The following is a 19,211-nucleotide window of genomic DNA, read 5'->3' as shown; positions in this document are numbered from 1 at the left end:
CCGGGATCAGAACGCCATGAATCGGCCCAGCTCGCGCGACTCGTCCCGCAGGCGGCGGCCCAGGCCGTCTCGGAGGAAGCCGGGGCGGCGGGCACCTGGACATCCCTGAGGCCACAGTCCCCGGCGGAGCCTGCGAAGGGCCAGTCCACCAGCGGCGATGCCCTCGCCGCTGCCGGCGGCGCATACGATCCGACAACTCCGGGTGACGACCGCGGTGACCCTATGGTGTCCCCATGCGAGGGTCGAAACTCCTGTACGCGGCAGCGGTCCTGGTCCTGGGCGCCGCGTCCGTCGCCGTCGCCCGCAACGCCCAGGGCGGCACCGACGAGGCCCGCATGGCCCCGGCGATCCTGTTGAGCCGGGAGTACCACGAGAAGCACCTGCGGCCGATCGCCGAGGAAGTCCACCGCCTGGTGGACACCGGACAGGTGCCCGGAGACGGCTTCGCCTCGATCGTGTTCCACGGCGACGAGCACTGCCTCGACCTCTACTGGAAGGGCCCCGTCCCCGCCCGGATCACCGAGGCCGTCGACGCCTGGCGCGCCCGCACCCGCGAGCAGGCCCGCCACGAGCCCGCCCGCCCCGCCCCCGACTACGACGTCCGCTACCACCCGGCCGCCTACTCGCGCCCCGAGATGGACCGGGCCATCGGCAGGTTCGTCGCGGCGGTCGGCAACGACCCCGCGGAGTGGTCGTCGCTCTCGCCCGCCAACGACGGCAGCGGCCTCCTGCTCACCTACCGGCCCGCGTCCACCCGGCGCATCGCCCCCGCCGACACCCCGGCCCGCGACTACGAGACCAGGGCCGGGCACCTCGCCGGCGTCCCCGTCCACGCGCGGGCCGGATCCCCCGAGACACCCACCAAGGGCAGCCGTACCGGCGACGCCGCGCCCTGGTACGCCGGAGCGGACCTCACGCTCGCCGACGACTCCCGCTGCTCCACCGGCTTGCCCGGCCGGGTGAACGGCAAGCGCGTCCTGCTGACCGCCGCCCATTGCCAGACCAGCGGCAACGTCTACAACGGTCAGCGCGTCGTCGGGGAGGTCACCGCCTACGACAGCGGCCTGGACGTCGCCGTCGTCACGACCGGTCAGGACACCGCGGCCCGCTTCTACAGCGGCTCCTGGAACAGCGGCGACTCCCGCCCGCTGTACGGGTCGGCGCGGCTGGACCCGGGCCAGTCAGCCTGCTTCAGCGGTGCCACGTCGGGCTTCCACTGTGAGCTGGAGGTCACCCGGGTCGGCGTCCACTCTCCCTCCGGGCGCACCGCCGCGACCGAGGTGAGGTCCCGGGGCGGGGGCGTCGCCGTCGCCCAGGGCGACAGCGGGGGACCGGTCGTGGCCAATCCGCAGGGCGACTCCATGGCCCCGGCCGGCGTCATCATCGCCGGGAACACCGACACCAAGGTCGCGTGCGGCGCCACGTCGACCCCGACGGTGTGCTTCTCGACCGGCTACTACACCCCGCTCGACCCGGTGGCGTCCGCGTTCGGGTTCTCGGCCCTGTGATCCTTCCCGCCCGGTCCCGCGCGCGGCCGTGACCGGGTCGGCGCCGGGCACCTGGGTCGTGGTGCGGAACGGCCTGGTCGTCGGGGGCGAACGGTTACGGCTACGGAAGACTCCGTCGCCGTACCGGGAGGAGCGGCGAGGCCGTGGACTTCCACCTCGGCCTCGCCGCCACTCCCGTCACGCTCCGCATGCTCATCCGACGCTCGACGAACCGCTACCGCCGGGACGGCCGCCCCACCACCCGGCGCCTCAGGTGATCCCTCTGCCAGTCTCAGCCCCAGTTCTGCAGCCGCTGGAGCAGGTCGGCGTCGCCCTTCATCCGCACCGAGTCGGCCGGGATGCGCATGTACATGAGCAGGGCCATCTCGCTCGCCGTGCCGTAGATGGCGGCGGTGGGCTTGCTCTCGGCGGCCTCCGCCGCGGTGAGGCGGGTGAAGCGGGAACCGGCGGCGTCCACCGTCTGGCGCCAGGTGCCGGCCTCGGCCGCGTGGTAGTCCATGGTGGCGGGCTCGTGCGGCCACGGGACCGTGACGGTGCAGACGGTGGCGAGGAACTCCTCGATGGTGTCGACCGCCTCGGTCGTCGGCAGCTCCTGCGGGGTACCGGAGGCCAACTGGGCGTCGTAGGTGTGGATCAGCGACTCCGGGACGCGGCGGCGGGCCACGGCGGCCACCGTGTGGGGCGAGGCCAGCGGCTCCCACCAGGCCCAGCAGCCCCGGTCCGGGCCGGCCTCGCGCAGAGCGCTGATCAGCTGCTCCGTCGAGTCGGCCAGCCAGGCTATGAGGGCCTCGCGCTCCCTGGGCGCCGCCAGACCGTCCTTGCTCGGCCGCTCGTCGCCCGGCGCGGTGTTCAGCACGATGTGGGCCCAGAAGCGGTCCCCCTCGCTGAGGTGGTTCGCCAGGTCGTACAGCGTCCAGCCCGGGCAGGACGGGACGTCGGCGTCGAGGCTGGGGGCCTCGGCGACGGCGGCGCGGAACGCGGCGGACCGCTCGTCGAGCATCCGCAGCAGGGTGGGGAAGTAAAGGTGCTCAGTCACGAAAAGATCTTGTATCACCCGGAGCGGGACCCTCGCACTCGATTAAGACCGCCCGCAGATGGATCACTTGAGGCGTCGGGTGGTGGGGCGGCCGTCCCGGCCGTTCCGGCGGTGAGGCCGCCGCGCGGCGGCCCTATCCTTCTGCCATGGCGACATGGCGGCGGTCTCTGGCTGATGGAATGTGGGCTCTCGACAAGGTCCTGGGCGGGCAACGGCGTCCGACCAGGTTCCAGAAGTGGGCGGGCCGGCACCCGGTCCAGGCCGGTCTCTGGGTGGCCGCGCCCCTCACGCTCTTCCTGTGGCTGGTGTCGGGCGACGAGAGCGACAGCCCCCTGTTCGTCGTGATCGGCGGACTGGCCACGTGGCTGGTCCTCGGCCTCACCGCGGCCTCGGAGCGGCTCCGGCAGCGTCGGCTCAAGCGCCTGGGGATATGGGACGGATCGTGAGACGGCCCGGGCCCGGCAGGCGGAGGCCGGTGAAGACGTCCTCGTCGTGACGGCCGAGACCCTGGCGGGTCACCCCGTGAACCGGACGCTCCCGCCGGTCCTCAACGAGGAGAACTCCGGGGCGAAGGCGGCGCTTGCGCACCGTCACGCCGTCCGTCCGCCGCGGCGAGCAGGACCTCCGCCGCCTCGGTGCGCACGTACAGGACGTACCGGCCGCTGCGGTGGGCGTCGACCAGGCCGGCGGCGCGCAGGGCGGTCAGGTGCTGGGAGACCCCGCCGGCCGTGATCCCGGTGCGGCGGGCCAGCTCGGTCGTCGAGGCGGGCGTGTCGAGGTCGGCCAGCAGCCGGGCCCTGGAGCGGCCGACGACCGCCGCCAGGGCCTGCGGGACGGTGACCTGCCGTTCCCAGAGCGCGGCCACCCCGCGCGGCGGATAGCGCAGGGTGGGCTGCCAGTCCGGGCTGACGACGGAGAAGACCCGGGGCCAGACGAACACCGACGGCACCAGGAGGAGACCGCGCCCGCCGAGCTGCCGGCTGCCGTGGACGTAGTGGTGCCCGACGCGCAGGGTGTCGTCGTCCCAGGTCACGACGGACCCCAGGTCGCCCAGCAGTTGGTCCGCCCCGTGCTCGGCGAACAGCCTGGCACGGTGCAGCACGTCCCCCTCCAGCAGCGAGCGCATGCGGGGCCAGTACGGCGCCAGCGCGATCTCCCAGTACGACGCGATGAGGTCGGCGAGTTCGGCGAGGCCGCGGCGCGGATCGCCGCGCAGCCGGTCGACGCGCTCGGAACGCGGCGCGCGCGGAGCGCCGAGGCCCGACCGGACCCGCTCGGCCGGCGTGGCGCGCAGGACGGCCAACTCGCTTTCCAGATCGGCGGCCTGGCCCGCCGGCGGCGGCGCGAGGAAGATCGGGATCGACCCGGGCGGATCCGGGACCAGATCGGCGAGCAGACGCCAGTCCAGCCCCGAGGCGGCCAGCCGTCGTCCGGCCTCGCCGCTCCACGGGCGGTGCAGCGGGTTCCCGGCTGGATGCTTCAGCACCCTGACACTGGCCACCACCTCCCACAGCGGCGACAGGGCGAACCGGGTGCGGGCCAAGTCGCGGACGGAGAACGCCAGATCCAGCACGATGCCCCCTCGACGGCGGAGGACCCCGCGGCCGGCGGCCCGGGATTCAGTACAGCCTAAATTCCTCGCCCGCCGGCCGGTGCGGCGGGAACCTCACCCCATGACCAGCACCGATCTTCCCCAGCGGCCGGACACGGCCGCGCCCACCCCCGATCCGTCTCCTCCGGTCCTGCGGGACCCGGGCTTCCGCCTGCTCGTCGGCGCCGCCGCGGTGAGCAAGCTCGGCACCGCGGTGAGCGCCCTCGCGATACCGCTGACTGCCGTCCTGGCCCTGCACAGCTCGCCCGGACAGGTCGGCCTGCTGGCGACGCTGAGCACCCTCGCCTTCCTGCTGATCGGCCTGCCGGCCGGGGCCTGGGTGGACCGGATCCGCAAGCGGCCCGTGATGATCGCCGCCGACCTGGTCCGGGCGGCCCTCCTCGGGTCGGTACCGGCGGCCTGGGCGCTCGACCGCCTGACGATCCAACAGCTCTACCTGGTGGTCCTGTTGACGGGTGTGGCCACGGTCTTCTTCGACGTGGCGACGCTGAGCCAACTGCCCGACCTGGTCGGGCGCCACCGGCTCACCCAGGCCAACGCCCACCTGGTGACGGTGGACGCCCTCACCCAGATCGGCGGGCGCAGCGCGGGCGGCTTCCTGACGGCCCTGCTCTCCGCCCCGGCGGCGATCGTGGTCGACGCGGCCGGCTACCTGTGGTCGGCGCTCCTCCTGCTGCGCATCCGCCGGCCGGAGCCGCGCCCGCAGCGCCGGCGCCACGCGGGTCTCGGCCGCGAGATACGCGAGGGACTGCGCTTCGTGCTCGGTGACCCGACCCTGCGGGCCGTCGCGCTCGCCGGAGCACTGACGAACCTGTCCATCCAGCTGTGCCAGACCATGGTGCCGGTGCTGTTCGCCCGTGAACTCGGCCTCTCCGGCGGCGTCATCGGCCTGTTCTTCGCCGTCGGCGGTCTCGGCGTGCTCATCGGTTCGATGTCGGCCCGGTGGCTGGCCCGCCGGTTCGGCGCCGGCCGGCTGCTGTGGTCGGTGGGTCTGGCCGTCGCACCGTTCGGCGCCCTGCTGGCCCTGGCCGCCCGAGGACCGGCCCTCTGGCTCGCCACCGGAGCCTGGCTGATCACCACGTACAAGATCGGCGTCGACAACGTGATCCAGGTCAGCTTCCGGCAGAGCGTCACCCCCGACCACCTGCTCGGCCGGATGAACGCCACCATGCGCGTCCTGCTGACGGGCTCACTCGCGATCGGCGCGGCCCTGGCCGGCCTGCTGGGCGAACTCGTCTCCGTCCGAACCGCGTTGTGGGCCGGGGCCGCCGGGCTCGCCACGGTCTGGATACCGGTCTTCTTCTCACCGCTGCGCACCCGGCGCGAACTGCCGGGCACTGGCGCTCCGCGATGAACCGGCGTCCGGGCGATCGCTCCCGCGCCGTCATCACTCCGGCAGCGGGCACGGGCGGTTAGGCCGGCACCGGAGCGGGAACCGCTTCCGTCCACAGACGGCCGGCGACGGTGACCGGCCCGCGCCCAGGAAGGAGAGCAGCATGCCGAAGGACCATGCACCACGCGCCAAGGTCCGCCTCATCGCCTCGGAGGACGCCGACCCACAGGTCCGCGTGCCCTCGGGGCAGCCGTACGAGATCGTCACGGCCACGATCGTCGACTCGCAGCTGAGCGACATCGCGGAGGAGACCTCCGGCGGGAGGACCCTCAGCCCCGCGCGGCTGTGCGGCGGCCGCTCGACGTGCATCGCCGTCCTGGAAACCGAGTAGACGGCATGACCGCCCCTCTCGCCACCTCCCGGTACACCCTGCGCGTGCCAGTGACCGAGGGCTACGCCCTCTTCAACACCAGTACCGGCAGCGTCATGAGGTTCGACGGACCGCAGGCCGAGGAGGCCACGGCGCTGCTGAGCGGGAACCGCCGGCTGGTCGCCCCGGACTCCTTCGGTGAACGGCTCACCGCGCGGCTGCGCCGGAACGGGTTCCTGGTGGACCCGGAGTTCGACGAGGTCGCGGAGGTGCGGGAGCGGTACTGGACGGCCCGGGGCAGCGCCCCGGCCGTCCTGCTGGTGACCACCACCATGGACTGCAACCTCGGCTGCTACTACTGCTACGAGTCGCGTTCCTCCGACGCGCTCCGTGTCGACGACACGGACATGCTCGTCGCCCTCGCGGCGCAGCGGCTGGGCGACCACAGGAAGTCCCTGCACGTGGACTGGTACGGCGGCGAACCGCTGATGAACCTCGACGCGCTGGAGAGGGGGTCGATCGCGCTCCAGGAGTACTGCCGCGAGAGGGGGATCGCCTACCACGCCTCCGTGGTCTCGAACGGCACCCGGTGGCCCGAGGATCCCGCGTCCTTCGTCGGGCGCCACCGGATCCGCGAGGTGCAGATCACGTTCGACGGGATGAAGGACAACCACGACCGGAGGCGGCGGTACCGGCAGGGGTACCGCCGGGAGGACGACCACTCCTCCTTCGAGCGGGCCGCCGACCTGGTGGACGTGCTCGTGCGGCACACCCGGGTGGACGTCCGGTTCAACGCCGACCACGGCAACGCCGACGACCTCGCGCCGTTCATCCGGTTCGCGACGGCCCGCGGCTGGTTCGACGGCCCCTTCCGCTGCGTCCTGGCCGTGGCCAGGGTGTCCGGGTACTCGGACCGTTCGGCTTTCCTGCGCCCCCACGAGCTGGACACCGAGGAGTTCTCCGCGCTGGAGGAGACGGCCAGGAACATGCTTCCGCCGGGTGCCCGGGACACCCAGGACATCGTGGGCGGATTCCCGCACCCGAAGACGTCCGTGTGCGGAGCCCTCGCGGAGGGCTCGGCCGTCGTCGGGGCCGACGGGCTGGAGTACCGCTGCGGTCTTCAGGTGGGCGAGCGGCACCGCGCCGTGGGCCGGTTGCGGGCGCTTCCCACGGGGACGCTCCCGCCGGCGGCGCTTCCGGGGAAGGCGCTCCCGCTGGCGGTGCTCCCGCCGGCGCAGGCCGGGGCGGAGCCGAAACCAGAGCCGGAGCCGGAGCCGGAGAGCTTCCCCGACCGGTCGTGGTGGGCGGAGTTCGACCCGACGCGCGTGCCGAGCTGCTCCAGGTGCTCGTTCCTGCCCGTCTGCTGGGGCGGTTGCCCGAAGCGGCACCTGGACGGCCACCAGGTGTACCTCGACGCCGAGAGCCTGTTCTGGCGCCGGAACCTTCCCCGGATGATCACCGAGGGACTCGGCGAGCCCGCGGACGGGTTCGAGTTCACGGAGGCGGACCAGTTCCGCGACGACATCCCCGCCGGATCGGCCGCCGGCGCCCCCGGTTGCGGCCCCCGCCGGCGCTGAGATAGTGGAATCGAGGGGCCACAACCCGGCAAGAGGCGTTGGAAGGTCGCGCCATGAACGACCGGATCATAGGAGCCGAGATCACCGACGACCAGTTCGATCTGGACATCCGCGTCAAGGTGGTCACGAAGGCCGTCGACAGGTTCACCCGGGAACTGCCGGACGGCACGGACAGCTGCGCCAGCACCTGCGGTGACGAATGCACCAACAGCTGCGCCAGCACCTGCGAGAGCGGCTGCACCGACAACGAGACCGAGACCTGTGAGACCTGCGGGTCGTGCACCTCGGAGTGCGACGTCGGCGCGACCGGGGCCGGATGCGGTGAGGTCCGGCTCTTCGAGGACCACTACATCCTGGAAGTCAGCCAGGTCCGTGGCGACGGGATCACCCGCAGGGCCGCCGGAGAGCAGGTCATCCGCCGCGTGGAGCGCAACCCCCGGGAAGGCTGATGGCCGTAGCAGCCCACGGGACGACCACCTGGCAGCCGGTCATCGGCGACGCGCGGACCGCGGACACGGTCCGTGCCACGGCCCTGGCCGTGCTGTCGCGACTGCGCGATCCCGCCGTCGCCGAGGGAGCCGGCGCCGCGGCCCCGCGCCACGGGCGCCCGCGCTGGACGCCGTACAGCACCGCGCAGGGCACCTGCGGCGTGGCCCTGGCATTCGGGCACCTCGACCGCTGCCTGCCGGGCGAGGGCTGGGACCTCGCAGCCCACCGCCACCTCGCCCACGCCGTCGACAGCACCGCACGGCACCCCGTGACGGGCCCGGGACTCTTCGCCGGGCTCGCCGGAACGGCGTTCACCACCGCCTACCTGGCCAACGGCCGGGGACGGTACCGGGGGCTGCTCGACGACATCGACGACAGCCTGTACGACCAGGTGGCCCGACCGGACGACCACGGGCCCCGAGGCCCCCGCGCCGTCGGCGGACCGGGCCTCGCCGTCGCCGCCTTCGACCTCGTCTCCGGCTGGACCGGGGTGGCCGCCTACCTCCACTCCCGGCCAGCCGGCCCGAACCGGGACCGCGCCCTGAACACCCTGCTCGGCAGGCTCGTCGACCTGTGCCGGGACGACGACGGGATGCCCGCCTGGCACACCCCCCACCACCTCATCGCCGACGAGGGCATGCGGGAGCGGTACCCGTCCGCGGTCGCCAACTGCGGCCTGGCCCACGGGATCACCGGACCACTCGCCCTGCTCGCCCTCGCCCACGCCGACGGCCCGGCCGTCCCGGGACACACCGAGGCGATCCGCCGGGCCGCGTCCTGGCTCGCCGCACGGCACGTCGACGATCCCCGGGGCGGCGGGTACCCGGCGGTCGTCGCGCTCGGTGAGCGGGCGCCCGCGCCCTCACCCGCCCGCGACGCCTGGTGCTACGGCAGCCCCGGTGTCGCCCGCGCCCTGTGGCTGGCCGGCACCGCCCTGGCCGACACCGGCCTCACCGATGCGGCCACGGCCGCCGTCCGGGCCGTCCTGAGACGACCGGTCGCCCAGCGGCGCATCGCCTCGCCCGGCTTCTGCCACGGCGTCGCCGGCCTCCTCCAGGTCACCCTCCGGTTCGCCGCCGACACCGGGGACCCGGAGATCATCGCGGGCGCGCGCCGGCTCGTCGACCAGCTGCTCGACGAGTACCAGCCCCGATCGCCCTTCGGCTACCGCAGCATCGAACCCGACGGCACCCGAGCGGACCGGGTCGGCCTGTTGGAAGGCACCCCCGGGGTCGCCCTCGCCCTGCTGGCCGCCGCCACGCCCGAGCCACCCGCCTGGGACCGGTTCTTCCTCCTGTCATGACCGCCGACGCCTCCCGCTCGCCCGGTGCTCCGCGACGGTCCGCCGCCGCGCCGCGGCTGTACCGCGCGCTCGACTTCGTCATGATCCGCACCCCCGTCCTGCCCGTGACGGACTACCCCGCGGCCGAACCCGTCGCGGCCGACGCCCCAGGGTCCGCGTCCGCCACCCCCGAGTCCGCGTCCGCCACCGCGCGCGTGCGGGACAACGACGCCGCCCGGCGGGCCATCGTCGTCTCCTCGCTGTCCCTGGCGGCCGCCCTGCGGCGGCCGGCGAGCACCGAGCGCGACCGGCGGCACCTCGAATCGAGCCTCCTGCGCTACCTCATCCGCCTCAGCACCCGGCCCACCCCGTTCGGGCTCAGCGCCGGCGCCGCCCTCGGGCACTGGGCGCCGGTCACCGACGTCCGCCTCGCCGACCGGCCGCCCGACGCCCACGCCCGCCTCGACATGCACGCCCTCCTGCACTTCGTCACCGCCCTCGAATCCGTCCCCGAGATCCGCCGGGAGACCCGGGTCATCGCCAACCCGGCCGTACTGCACCGCGCCGGCCGGGTCACCCTGAGCGGCGTCGAAGCGCCCCGCACCGCCACCGGCGGCGAGAACGTCACCCTCCGGGCCACCGGCGCGGTCACCCGGGCCCTCACCCTCGCCCGTACCCCCGTCGCCCACGCGGACCTCGCCGCCGACCTCCTGCGAACCGTCCCCGGAGCGACCCCCGACAAGGTCGACGACCTGCTGTACCGCCTGTGGCGGCACGCCTTCCTCCTGACGGACCTCCACCCGCCGCTGACCTGCCTCGACCCCGCCGCACACGTGCTCGACCACCTCGCCCGCATCCCCGAGGCCGCCGCGGCCCACGCCGACCTCGACGCGCTGCTCGCGGCGGTCCGGGACTGGGAGAAACAGCCCCCCGACACCGGCGCCGCCACGTTCCCCGCACTCGCCGACCACGCCCGCCGGGTCACCGGCCTCGACACGGCAACACCCCTCCAAGTCGACGCGGCGCTGCCCCTCGCGGCCGGGCGGATATCCCGCGAGGTCGCCGACGCGGCCGTGGCGGCGGCCGAACTGCTCCTGCGTCTCACCCCCTTCCCGGACGGGCCGCCGCACATCGCCGCCTACCGGCGAGCGTTCGAGGCCCGGTACGGCACCGACCGCGACGTGCCCGTCCTCGAACTCCTCGACCCCGTCGCCGGCCTCGGCACACCCTCCCCGACGGCGGCGGGCGCACCCCTGGACACCACACGGGCCGACACGCTGCTCCGGCTCGCCACCGAGGCGCTCCACGACCACCTGACCGGCATCGACCTCGACCAGGACACCATCGACCGGATCGCCCTCGCGGACCCCGACCCCCACCGGCTGCCCGCCTCGCTCGACCTCTACGCCATGGTCGCCGCCCCGTCGCCCACCGCCATCGACGCCGGCGACTTCCGGCTCGTGGTCGGCGCCAACACCGGCGCCGGAGCCGCCGGACGCAACCTCGGCCGCTTCGCGGGGGTACTGCCCGAAGCCGTACCCGCCCTCGCCGGGATCGCCGATGCCGAACAGGCCCTGGACCCCGCGCGCGTCCAGGCCGAACTGGTCTACCTGCCCGAGAAGACCCGCTCGGCCAACGTCGTCGTGCGCCCCGCCGTCCGCGACCACGAGATCGGCATCCGCACCAGCGCCGAGCCCGGGCCGACCCGCTGGATCCCCCTCGACGAAGTCGCCGTCCGGGTCACCGACGGCAGGTTCGCCCTGATCTGGGACGACGGCGCCGGCACCGTCCGGGAGATCGCCGTCTGCGCCGGACACATGCTCAACCACAGCCGGGCGCCGGCCGTCTGCCGCTTCCTCGCCGACCTGAGCCGCGACGGCACCGCCCTGCTCACCGGCTTCGACTGGGGACCGGCCCGCCGCTTCCCCTACCTGCCCCGCGTCACCCACGGCCCGCTCGTCCTGCGCCCGGCCCAGTGGCGCCTCGACCACGCCCGAGGACAGGAGCTCACCAGGCACCCGGACGGGTTCCCGGCCGGGCTCGACGCCTGGCGCCGCCACTGGCGGGTGCCCCGCCACACCTACCTGACGAGCAGCGACGAGGCCGCCGACCACCGACTCCTCCTCGACCTCGCCGCACGCTCCCACACGGAGGAACTGCGCCGCGCCGTGAACCACCTGCGGCCCGGCGGCGCCGTCGTCCTCCAAGAAGCACTCCCCGGCCTCGACGACGCCTGGGCCACCGGGCCCGACGGGCCCCACATCGTGGAACTCGTCGTCTCCATGACCCGCCACGCCGCCGCCCCTGCCGCACAGCGGCCCCGGCCCGCCCACGCCCCGATCGGCCGCACGGAGCGACTGCGCCACCCCGGCAGCGACTGGACCTACGTCAAGCTCTACGGCGACCGGCAGGACGAGAACTCCCTGCTCGCCGACGGCGTCAGGGACCTCGTCCGCGCCCTGGCGCACCACACGGACCGCCGCATCTTCCTGCGCTACGCGGACCCCGACCCCCACCTGCGGCTGCGCCTGCGCGGCGACCCCGGCCGGCTCATCCCCGCACTCGGCGACTGGGCCGGAACCCTCCTGGCCGACGGACACCTCTCCCGGTTCGGCTTCGACGTCTACGACCGCGAGATCGAACGCTACGGCGGGCTCCCCGCCATGGACGCCACCGAGCGGCTCTACACCGCCGACAGCCTCGCCGTCCTCGACCTGCTGTCGCTCGGCCGCACCGGACAACTGCCGCTCGACGACACGGCGCTCGCCCTGCTCAGCATCGACGACCTGCTGGCAGGCCTCGGCCTCGACGAACCGGACCGGCTGCGCTTCTACCGCCGGATCCACGACCGTTGGACCCACCGACTGCGCCCCGCCAGCGCCCAGTACCGCACCCGCAAAGCGGAGTTCTGCGAACTGCTGCGTGGCCCGGCCCCGCCCGGCATCGACGCCGTCCTCGCCGAACGCCGCCGCGCCGCGCGGGACGTCGCCGCCCGGCTCGCCGACCTGGACCGCCACCGGCTGCTCGGCAAGCCGCTGCCCGACCTCTGCGACAGCTACGTCCACCTGCACTGCAACCGCCTGCTCGGCCCGGACCGCGCGACGGAATACACCATCCTGGAACTGCTCTTCCGGACGCGCCAGAGCCTGGCCGCGACGGCCCGCTGACACCCCGGTGGGTTTCCTGGGGCCACCGCCACGGCCCGGGCCGCCGGAAAAGCGGGTGCGCCCCGCCAACGCGCGGCGCACACTGGGCCGGTCACGCACCGTCGCCGCGAAGGAGCCCCGTGCAGGGAGCAGTCAGCGTCTCGCCCGCCCAGATCCCCGAGCTGCTGCTCGGCCTGGCCACCGTCCGTCCGGTGTTCCTCTGGGGCGCCCCCGGGATCGGGAAGTCCTCCCTGGTCAGGGCGTTCGCCGAGTCGCTCGGGCTGGAGTGCGTGAGCCTGGTCGGCACCCAGCTCGCCCCCGAGGACCTGATCGGCGTCCCGCAGCTCACCCCCGAGGGCCGCTCCCGGTTCTGCCCGCCCGAGCAGATCGCCCGCGACGAGCCGTACTGCCTCTTCCTCGACGAACTCAACGCGGCCTCGCCGGACGTCCAGAAGGCCTTCTACTCGCTGATCCTGGACCGCCGGATCGGCTCGTACGAGCTGCCGCCCGGCTCGATCGTGATCGGCGCCGGCAACCGCGCCACCGACGGCGCGCTCGCCCGCCCGATGGCCTCCGCACTCGTCAACCGCATGATCCACGTCCATCTGCGGGCCAGCGCCGAGGACTGGCTGCGCTGGGCGGCCGGCACCGGCATCCACCCCTGGATCGTCGACCACCTCACCGACCGGCCCGACCACCTGTGGTCCGCCCCGCCCAAGACCGAGGAACCGTTCTCCACCCCGCGCGCCTGGCACATGCTCTCGGACGCGCTGCACTCCTTCGGCCCCGCCCTGGACGAGGAGACCCTCAAGGTCGTCGCCCACGGGCTGCTCACCGCGCAGCACGCGATCGCCTTCTGCGGCTACGCCAAGATCGTCCGAAACTCCTACGGCCTGGAGGCGATCCTCAAGGGCGACGCCCGCTGGCCGCACCGGCTGGAGGACCGCGACCTGCTCTACTACCTGGCCGACGCCTTCCGCAGCCGGCTCGTCAAGGAACTGCCCGCCCGCAAGGAACACGCCTCCGGCACGCAGCGGCAGACCGCCTTCCGGGCCAAGTCGCTGCTGGTGCAGCTGGCCGAGATATCGGTGGAGGTCGCCCAGACGGTGATCGCCGACGGCCCGGACGGCAACCCGCTGCTGCCCTCCTGGTTCCTGATCGAGGCCGCCCGGGACATGCCCCGCCTGGTCGAGGCCCGCCGGTGAGCCGCGCCCCCGCCGACCGCAAGAAACCCGACCCCGGCGCCGAGGCCTTCGCCGAGGGCCTGGCCCGGCTCCGCGGCAACCAGGCCCTCGCCGCCCTGCACGCCGACGTCTGCCGCAGCGAGGACTGCGTCACCGCCCCGCCGAACGGCTGGGCGGTGGTGGACTCCAACGGCACCCTGCACGTCAACCCGCGCCGCCGGGCCGAACCCGAGGAGTGGGCCTGGGTGCTGGCACACTGCCTCCTGCACCTCGGCTTCGGCCACCTCCCGGGCGCCCGCGGCCGCCGCACCCAGCCCGACGCCCACCTGGCCGCCGCCCGCTGCGCGGTGGTCAACCGCTTCCTCGCCACCTTCCCCGTCGGCCGCGCCCCGGTCGCCCTCCCGCAGCAGTACCCGGGCGGCGACGAGGAGGAACTGGCCGCCCGCTGGCGCCGCGACGGCCCGCCACCCACCGACGCCGCCGGAACGGCGGGCACCGCCGGCACCGCCGCACGCGACCAACTGCTCGTCGAATGGCGCGGCCACGGCCAAGCCCCCGAGGACTGGCCGACGGCCTTCGCCGCCGCGCTCACCCGCGCCATGTCCGCCGCGATGGACCGCGCCGGCGGCCGGATCGACGCCGAGACCGGCGAACGCCTCCCCGAGCGGGCCTGGAACCGGGCCCTCAACTGGTTCGTCTCCTCCTACCCCCTGCTCGGCGCCGTCGCGGCCGGCCTCACCGTCGTCGCCGACGCCGAACTCGCCCGCGCCCACGACATCGCCGTCGCCGCCGTCAACGCCGAGGCCGCCGAGATCTACGTCAACCCGCTGCGCCAGTACTCCGACGAGGAGTGGCGGTTCATCCTCGGCCACGAGATCCTGCACGCCGCCCTGCGGCACGGAGAACGCCGCGGCGGACGCGACCCGTTCCTGTTCAACGTCGCCGCCGACTACGTCATCAACGGCTGGCTGCTGGAGATGGGCGTCGGCGACATGCCCGATGGACTGCTGCACGACCCGCAGCTCAAGGGCCTGTCCGCCGAGGAGGTGTACGACCGGATCGCCCGCGACCAGCGCCGGATCCGCCGCCTCGCCACCCTGGCCGGCAAGAACCGCCCGGACGTCCTCGGCGAACCGCTCGGGCCGCCCCGGGACTACGTCGACCTCGACGACTTCTACCGGCGCGGCCTCCAGCAGGGCTTCGAACTCCACCGGCGCGAACGCGGCCTGCTCCCGGCCGGACTGGTCGAGGAGATCCGCGCGCTCGCCCACCCGCCACTGCCCTGGGACGCCCGACTGGCCCGCTGGTTCGACGAATTCGTACCGAGGCCGGAACCGGTGCGCAGCTACGCCCGCCCGGCCCGCCGGCAGTCCGCCACCCCTGACATCCCCCGGGCCGGGCGCCACCACCCCGAGGAGGAGGTGCCGCGCTGCACCTTCGGCGTCGTCCTGGACACCTCGGGCTCGATGGACCGGACCCTGCTCGGCAAGGCGCTCGGCGCGATCGCCTCCTACGCCGCCGCCCGGGACGTCCCGGCCGCCCGGGTGGTGCACTGCGACACCGCCCCGCACGACGCCGGCTACCTCCCGATCGAGGAGATCGCCGGACGCCTGCGGGTGCACGGACGCGGCGGCACCGTCCTCCAGCCGGGCGTCGACCTGCTGGAGCGGGCCGGGGACTTCCCGCCCGGCGCACCCGTCCTGGTCATCACCGACGGCGAGTGCGACGTCCTGCGGCTGCGCCGCGAGCACGCCTTCCTCGTCCCGCGCGGCGCGGCACTGCCGTTCACCCCGCGCGGACCGGTCTTCCGGATGACCTGAGGGCGCTGGGCTTCCGTCCGCTCGTTCGTCCCGGTCCGTGCGACGGATGCTTGTTCGGTGGCGGTCTGGCGGTCTGGCGGTCTGGCGGCCGGGCGGTGGCGGCGCGTGACGGCGAGTCGGCCGGGTCCGTTGTCCCGGCCCGGCGTTCCATGGCGCGGCGAACGCGCAGGTCAGAGGGGGTGAGGCCGTTCCAGCGTCCCGGATCGCCGGGCAGTGCTGGCGGGCGGGACGGATCGCGGGGCAGTCTTCGGTCCGGCGGCGACCGGCACCGATCCGGGCCGCCGGGCCGCGCATCGCGGCCATCGCGGCGAACGTCCGCCGCGTCCCACCCGACCGACGAAGGAAGCCCTGCCATGCGCCTCTCGAACCGACGCCCGATCGCCGTCCTGCTGGCGGTCGCCGGCCTGCTGGCCGCCGGGGCCACCCCGGCCGCCGCCGTCCACGGCGGATCGGCCACCACGACCAAGGCCCACCCGTTCGTGGTGGCCCTGGAGACCGCCGCGGGCGAGCAGTGGTGCACCGGCGCGCTGATCGCTCCGACCAAGGTGCTCACCGCGGGCCACTGCGTGGCCGAGGCGACCGACCCGGGCTCCCTGCGGGTGATCGCCGGCCGGACCGACCTGACCGGCTCCGGCGGCCAGGTCCGCCGGGTGAAGGGCTACCGGGTCGACCCGCGCTACACCGCGAGCCTGGAGCACGACTCCGCCGTCCTCACCCTGGACCGCCCGCTGCCGCAGACACCGGTGCGGGTGGCGCGCCAGGGGGACGAGGCGCTCTACCGGTACGGCCGCACGGCCACGTTGCTGGGGTTCGGGCGCACCGGCTCGGACGGTCCCGGCACCCACCTCAAGCAGGCGCGGCTGACGCTGGCTCCGCCGGCCTCCTGCGACCCGTACACCGAGCCCGGGGACTCCCCGCTGCTCAAGGTCTGCGGCCTGCCGCGGGCCGGTACGGCGGACAGCGTCTGCAAGGGGGACTCGGGCGGGCCGCTGGTGGTCGGCGATGTGGTGATCGGCGTGGTCTCCACCGGCAACAAGTACTGCGACACCCAGCACCCGGTCTCGGTGTTCACCCGGGCCACCGACGTCCCCGGGCAACTGCTGCCCTGACCGGTACCGGTGCTGCCCTGGCCGGCTGGCTGGCCGGCCAGGGCGCGCTGGACCTGCTCCCGCTGACCGAAAGCGGGCCCTGCGGTCGCGTCTTCGGCTGGACCGGCCCCTTTCCGCCCGCAATGGTGGCTGACCGGGATCGGCCCTGCGACCGCTCGCGGCCCGATACCGTCGACCCTGCAGGACCACCCCACAGATGGAATGAACTGATGACACCTCAGTCGGAACCGGCTCCTGAGCCGCCAGAGCGGCCGATCACGGCCAGCGTCACCGTCTCCGGGTCGGAGGCACAGATCCTGCGGGACCTGGCCGCGGTGCTCGGCCGCACCCCGGAGGAGCTGGCGATCGAACACGCGGCCGGCGTTTTGCCGATCCCCTCCGAGCCGATCGTGGACTGGGCACTGTTCGACGGCCCGTCGGACCTGGCCGCCGATGCCGACGACTGGCTACTGCGCCAGTACCAGGGCCATGCCCTCGGCCTGGCTGACGCCGTCAACGCCGTTCTCGCCTGGAGGCTCCAGCGTCCGGCGATCCTGTCCTTCGACCACCACTACCGTGATGTCCTCATCTCGAAGAAGAAGCCGGCGATCGAGGTCTTCCCGAACGCCACAGACGTCTGAGCGAAGTACAGCCCGACGCTTCCGGCCAGCGGCCGGGCGGCCGCTCGGCGGACCGCACACCGGCGCGGTCCCCCGCACCGACACCTCCGACGCCCAGGGCACGATACTGCTGGTTGTCATCGCCCGGCTGATCGGCCGCTCGATGCATCAGGCCCGTCGCCACCGCCAAGACCTACATCACCCGGCTGCTGGCCAAGCTCGACGCCCGCGACCGGGTCCAGTTGGTGATCATCGCCTACGAGGCGGGCCTGGTGACCCCGTAGGCCCCGCGGTCGGCCCTCGGGGGCGGGCCGCTGACCGCCGCAGGTCAGGTCCTTCGCGGGCAGCCGGCCCGTGGTCAGGTCGCGGGTGACGCTGTTGTCCGCGCAGGACGGGCCCGCCACCACCACGCCGTGGCCCTCACCGCCGGCGGCCCGCGAACACGGTCACCCGGCGGGGTGGAGAATGGGTGATTTCCGAGCGGGGCGGCCGCGCCGGGCAGTACGGTGCCCGTATGACCGTGCTCGTCCGCCGTCGTCACATCGACTTCGGCCGCATCCACTCCACCGGCTGTCCGGTCATCGTCTGATCGCCCGATCCGCCTGGCCGCGCCGTTCGCTTCCATGTCGAACGCCGCCGCCGTGGCGGCCGTCGTCCGCTGCTGCTGCCGCGCGGGACCGCCGTCGCTCAACCGGCGCTCCCGCGCGCGCCGAGCTCCGGACGGCATCCGCCGGGACGCGGCCACTTCGCGGCTCCGTACCTCCGGCCCCGCACCGCCCGTCCTGTGCCCGCCCGCCCCTCGGCGTGCGCGGCACGCTCCCGCGCGTGCGCGGGGACGGAGGGCGCCCCGCGCGTCCCGGCCGGCCACGATCCGACCGCACCGAAGGGACAGCCGTCCACCATGACCGACACCGCCACCGACCACTACCTGCGCAACAACACCGAGTACGCCGAGGCCTTCGACGGGCCGCTCCCGCTCCCGCCGGCCCGCCACACGGCCGTCCTGGCCTGCATGGACGCCCGGCTCAACGTGTACGGCGCGCTCGGCCTCGCCGAGGGCGACTCGCACGTGATCCGCAACGCGGGCGGGGTGGCGACCGATGACGCCATCCGCTCGCTGGCGATCAGCCAGCGGCTGCTCGGCACGCGGGAGATCGTCCTCGTCCACCACACCGACTGCGGCATGCTCACCTTCGCCGACGACGCCTTCCGCGAGTCGATCCGGGAGGAGACCGGCATCAAGCCCCCGTGGGCCGCCGAGGCCTTCACCGACCTGGAGACGGACGTCCGCCAGTCGGCCGCCCGGATCCGCACCAGCCCCTTCGTCCCGCACACGGACTCCCTGCGCGGCTTCGTCTTCGACGTCGCGACCGGCCTCCTCAAGGAGGTCGTGCTCTGACCCCGCGGCGTCCCTGGTGCGGCCTCCCACGGCCGCCGCACCAGGGACGCCAGGGACCAGCGGTCGCGTCCTACCGGGCCCCGCCGCCGGGGGCCGGAGTGCGCGGTCGTAGGCGCTCTCCCTGCGGCCCGAACATGATCAGGTACTCGACCGGTCCGCCGGGTCCGGCGTTCGCGACTCCGTGGGCGGTGCGGGTGTCGAACTCGGCCACCTCCCCGGCGTTCAGGACGAGGTCCTGCTCGCCGAGCGCCAGCCACAGCCGCCCGTACAGGACGCACAGCCATTCGTATCCGTCGTGGGAGACCTGCCGCGGCCGTTCCGGCGGCGCGTCGACGGCAGGCAGGACGTGCTTGTGGGCGTGCAGGCCCCCCACGTACCGGGTCAAGGGCAGCACCACCTTGTCCTCGCCTCGACGCCGCGGAACCGGGACGCGCGGGGGTTCGGCCGCGGCGGCGGGTGCGGTGCCGGCCAGCTCGTCCAGGGAGGTGTCGTACGCCGTCGCGAGCCGCAGCAGCACCTCCAGGGTCGGATTGCGCCGACCGGTCTCGATCCGCGACAGCGTGCTGAGCGAGACGCCGGTCGCACGGCTGACGTCGGTGAGCGTGACGCCGCGCCGCTCGCGCGCGGCCCGCAGTCGAGGGCCCAGGGCCGCCAGCGTGTCGGCCACGCCGTCGTCCGTCACCGTCACGGTCGCCCCGCTCTCTCCGGTCATGTCGCCTCCGGTCATGCCGCCTCCACCGCCCTGTC

Annotated in this window: 16 protein-coding genes and 3 pseudogenes; 15 read left to right on the top strand and 4 right to left on the bottom strand. The window is 74.2% G+C overall.

The features are described 5' to 3' along the window. Positions 1-233: 233 nt before the first annotated feature. Positions 234-1,508: a trypsin-like serine protease gene (locus tag ACFRMQ_RS00910; protein WP_380725433.1), complete on the top strand. Its 1,275-nt coding sequence runs from the start codon at positions 234-236 to the stop codon at positions 1,506-1,508. Between the two features lie 98 nt (positions 1,509-1,606). After that, positions 1,607-1,765, top strand: a pseudogene (locus tag ACFRMQ_RS00905) (IS5/IS1182 family transposase); the annotation flags it as partial. 14 nt (positions 1,766-1,779) lie between these two features. Here ACFRMQ_RS00905 and ACFRMQ_RS00900 read toward each other — a convergent pair. Beyond that, a complete protein-coding gene (locus ACFRMQ_RS00900) occupies positions 1,780-2,544 on the bottom strand; it encodes a maleylpyruvate isomerase family mycothiol-dependent enzyme (protein WP_380725431.1) in 765 nt (254 codons plus the stop codon). A 179-nt stretch (positions 2,545-2,723) separates the two neighbouring features. Between ACFRMQ_RS00900 and ACFRMQ_RS00895 the strand changes: the two genes are divergently transcribed. Then, on the top strand, positions 2,724-2,990 hold the full coding sequence (locus tag ACFRMQ_RS00895; RefSeq protein WP_380725428.1) for a hypothetical protein: 267 nt from the start codon (positions 2,724-2,726) through the stop codon (positions 2,988-2,990). A gap of 101 nt (positions 2,991-3,091) precedes the next feature. On the opposite strand, the gene ACFRMQ_RS00890 is transcribed toward ACFRMQ_RS00895, so the two are convergent. Beyond that, positions 3,092-4,117 (bottom strand): DUF5937 family protein, encoded by a 1,026-nt coding sequence (locus tag ACFRMQ_RS00890; RefSeq protein ID WP_380725426.1) that lies wholly within the window; start codon positions 4,115-4,117, stop codon positions 3,092-3,094. Between the two features lie 100 nt (positions 4,118-4,217). On the opposite strand from ACFRMQ_RS00890, the gene ACFRMQ_RS00885 reads away from it, so the two are divergent. From ACFRMQ_RS00885 to ACFRMQ_RS00835, 11 genes and pseudogenes are all read left to right on the top strand, one after another. Beyond that, complete coding sequence (locus ACFRMQ_RS00885; RefSeq protein ID WP_380725424.1) at positions 4,218-5,510, top strand: MFS transporter; 1,293 nt, start codon at positions 4,218-4,220, stop codon at positions 5,508-5,510. A 142-nt stretch (positions 5,511-5,652) separates the two neighbouring features. Then, positions 5,653-5,880, top strand: coding sequence for a hypothetical protein (locus ACFRMQ_RS00880; protein WP_380725422.1), 228 nt, complete (start codon positions 5,653-5,655; stop codon positions 5,878-5,880). Between the two features lie 5 nt (positions 5,881-5,885). Continuing rightward, positions 5,886-7,436, top strand: coding sequence for a radical SAM protein (locus ACFRMQ_RS00875; protein ID WP_380725420.1), 1,551 nt, complete (start codon positions 5,886-5,888; stop codon positions 7,434-7,436). A gap of 53 nt (positions 7,437-7,489) precedes the next feature. Next, a complete protein-coding gene (locus ACFRMQ_RS00870; protein ID WP_380725416.1) occupies positions 7,490-7,885 on the top strand; it encodes a hypothetical protein in 396 nt (131 codons plus the stop codon). Continuing rightward, a complete protein-coding gene (locus tag ACFRMQ_RS00865) occupies positions 7,885-9,228 on the top strand; it encodes a lanthionine synthetase C family protein (RefSeq protein WP_380725414.1) in 1,344 nt (447 codons plus the stop codon). Before ACFRMQ_RS00870 ends, ACFRMQ_RS00865 begins: the two co-directional genes overlap by 1 nt. Further along, positions 9,225-12,374, top strand: coding sequence for a lantibiotic dehydratase (locus ACFRMQ_RS00860; protein ID WP_380725412.1), 3,150 nt, complete (start codon positions 9,225-9,227; stop codon positions 12,372-12,374). Before ACFRMQ_RS00865 ends, ACFRMQ_RS00860 begins: the two co-directional genes overlap by 4 nt. 119 nt (positions 12,375-12,493) lie before the next feature. Then, positions 12,494-13,558 carry an ATP-binding protein gene (locus tag ACFRMQ_RS00855; protein ID WP_380725410.1) on the top strand — a complete coding sequence of 355 codons (1,065 nt, stop codon included), beginning with the start codon at positions 12,494-12,496 and terminating at the stop codon, positions 13,556-13,558. Beyond that, positions 13,555-15,357: a hypothetical protein gene (locus ACFRMQ_RS00850; RefSeq protein ID WP_380725408.1), complete on the top strand. Its 1,803-nt coding sequence runs from the start codon at positions 13,555-13,557 to the stop codon at positions 15,355-15,357. Before ACFRMQ_RS00855 ends, ACFRMQ_RS00850 begins: the two co-directional genes overlap by 4 nt. 353 nt (positions 15,358-15,710) lie before the next feature. Continuing rightward, positions 15,711-16,466 carry a S1 family peptidase gene (locus ACFRMQ_RS00845; RefSeq protein ID WP_380725406.1) on the top strand — a complete coding sequence of 252 codons (756 nt, stop codon included), beginning with the start codon at positions 15,711-15,713 and terminating at the stop codon, positions 16,464-16,466. Positions 16,467-16,675: 209 nt separating this feature from the next. Next, positions 16,676-17,086, top strand: coding sequence for a hypothetical protein (locus tag ACFRMQ_RS00840; protein WP_380725404.1), 411 nt, complete (start codon positions 16,676-16,678; stop codon positions 17,084-17,086). Positions 17,087-17,238: 152 nt separating this feature from the next. After that, positions 17,239-17,349: pseudogene (locus ACFRMQ_RS00835) on the top strand (DNA-binding response regulator); the annotation flags it as partial. A 51-nt stretch (positions 17,350-17,400) separates the two neighbouring features. On the opposite strand, the pseudogene ACFRMQ_RS00830 reads toward ACFRMQ_RS00835, so the two are convergent. Further along, positions 17,401-17,478: pseudogene (locus ACFRMQ_RS00830) on the bottom strand (hypothetical protein); the annotation flags it as partial. A gap of 488 nt (positions 17,479-17,966) precedes the next feature. Here ACFRMQ_RS00830 and ACFRMQ_RS00825 point away from each other — a divergent pair. Then, a complete protein-coding gene (locus tag ACFRMQ_RS00825) occupies positions 17,967-18,464 on the top strand; it encodes a beta-class carbonic anhydrase (RefSeq protein WP_380725402.1) in 498 nt (165 codons plus the stop codon). Positions 18,465-18,534: 70 nt separating this feature from the next. On the opposite strand, the gene ACFRMQ_RS00820 is transcribed toward ACFRMQ_RS00825, so the two are convergent. Further along, positions 18,535-19,146 (bottom strand): helix-turn-helix domain-containing protein, encoded by a 612-nt coding sequence (locus ACFRMQ_RS00820; protein ID WP_380725550.1) that lies wholly within the window; start codon positions 19,144-19,146, stop codon positions 18,535-18,537. Between the last annotated feature and the right edge of the window lie 65 nt (positions 19,147-19,211).

The sequence above is a fragment of the Kitasatospora sp. NPDC056783 genome (genome assembly GCF_042789895.1).
Taxonomy (GTDB): Bacteria; Actinomycetota; Actinomycetes; order Streptomycetales; family Streptomycetaceae; genus Kitasatospora.
The sequence above is the reverse complement of the archived record's forward strand: the minus strand, read 5'-3'. Positions and strand labels throughout refer to the sequence as shown.

Coding starts and splice junctions, on each gene's coding strand:
- ACFRMQ_RS00910 (WP_380725433.1), top strand. CDS start 234: ATGCGAGGGTCGAAACTCCTGTACGCGGCAGCGGTCCTGGTCCTGGGC.
- ACFRMQ_RS00895 (WP_380725428.1), top strand. CDS start 2,724: ATGTGGGCTCTCGACAAGGTCCTGGGCGGGCAACGGCGTCCGACCAGG.
- ACFRMQ_RS00885 (WP_380725424.1), top strand. CDS start 4,218: ATGACCAGCACCGATCTTCCCCAGCGGCCGGACACGGCCGCGCCCACC.
- ACFRMQ_RS00880 (WP_380725422.1), top strand. CDS start 5,653: ATGCCGAAGGACCATGCACCACGCGCCAAGGTCCGCCTCATCGCCTCG.
- ACFRMQ_RS00875 (WP_380725420.1), top strand. CDS start 5,886: ATGACCGCCCCTCTCGCCACCTCCCGGTACACCCTGCGCGTGCCAGTG.
- ACFRMQ_RS00870 (WP_380725416.1), top strand. CDS start 7,490: ATGAACGACCGGATCATAGGAGCCGAGATCACCGACGACCAGTTCGAT.
- ACFRMQ_RS00865 (WP_380725414.1), top strand. CDS start 7,885: ATGGCCGTAGCAGCCCACGGGACGACCACCTGGCAGCCGGTCATCGGC.
- ACFRMQ_RS00860 (WP_380725412.1), top strand. CDS start 9,225: ATGACCGCCGACGCCTCCCGCTCGCCCGGTGCTCCGCGACGGTCCGCC.
- ACFRMQ_RS00845 (WP_380725406.1), top strand. CDS start 15,711: ATGCGCCTCTCGAACCGACGCCCGATCGCCGTCCTGCTGGCGGTCGCC.
- ACFRMQ_RS00840 (WP_380725404.1), top strand. CDS start 16,676: ATGACACCTCAGTCGGAACCGGCTCCTGAGCCGCCAGAGCGGCCGATC.
- ACFRMQ_RS00825 (WP_380725402.1), top strand. CDS start 17,967: ATGACCGACACCGCCACCGACCACTACCTGCGCAACAACACCGAGTAC.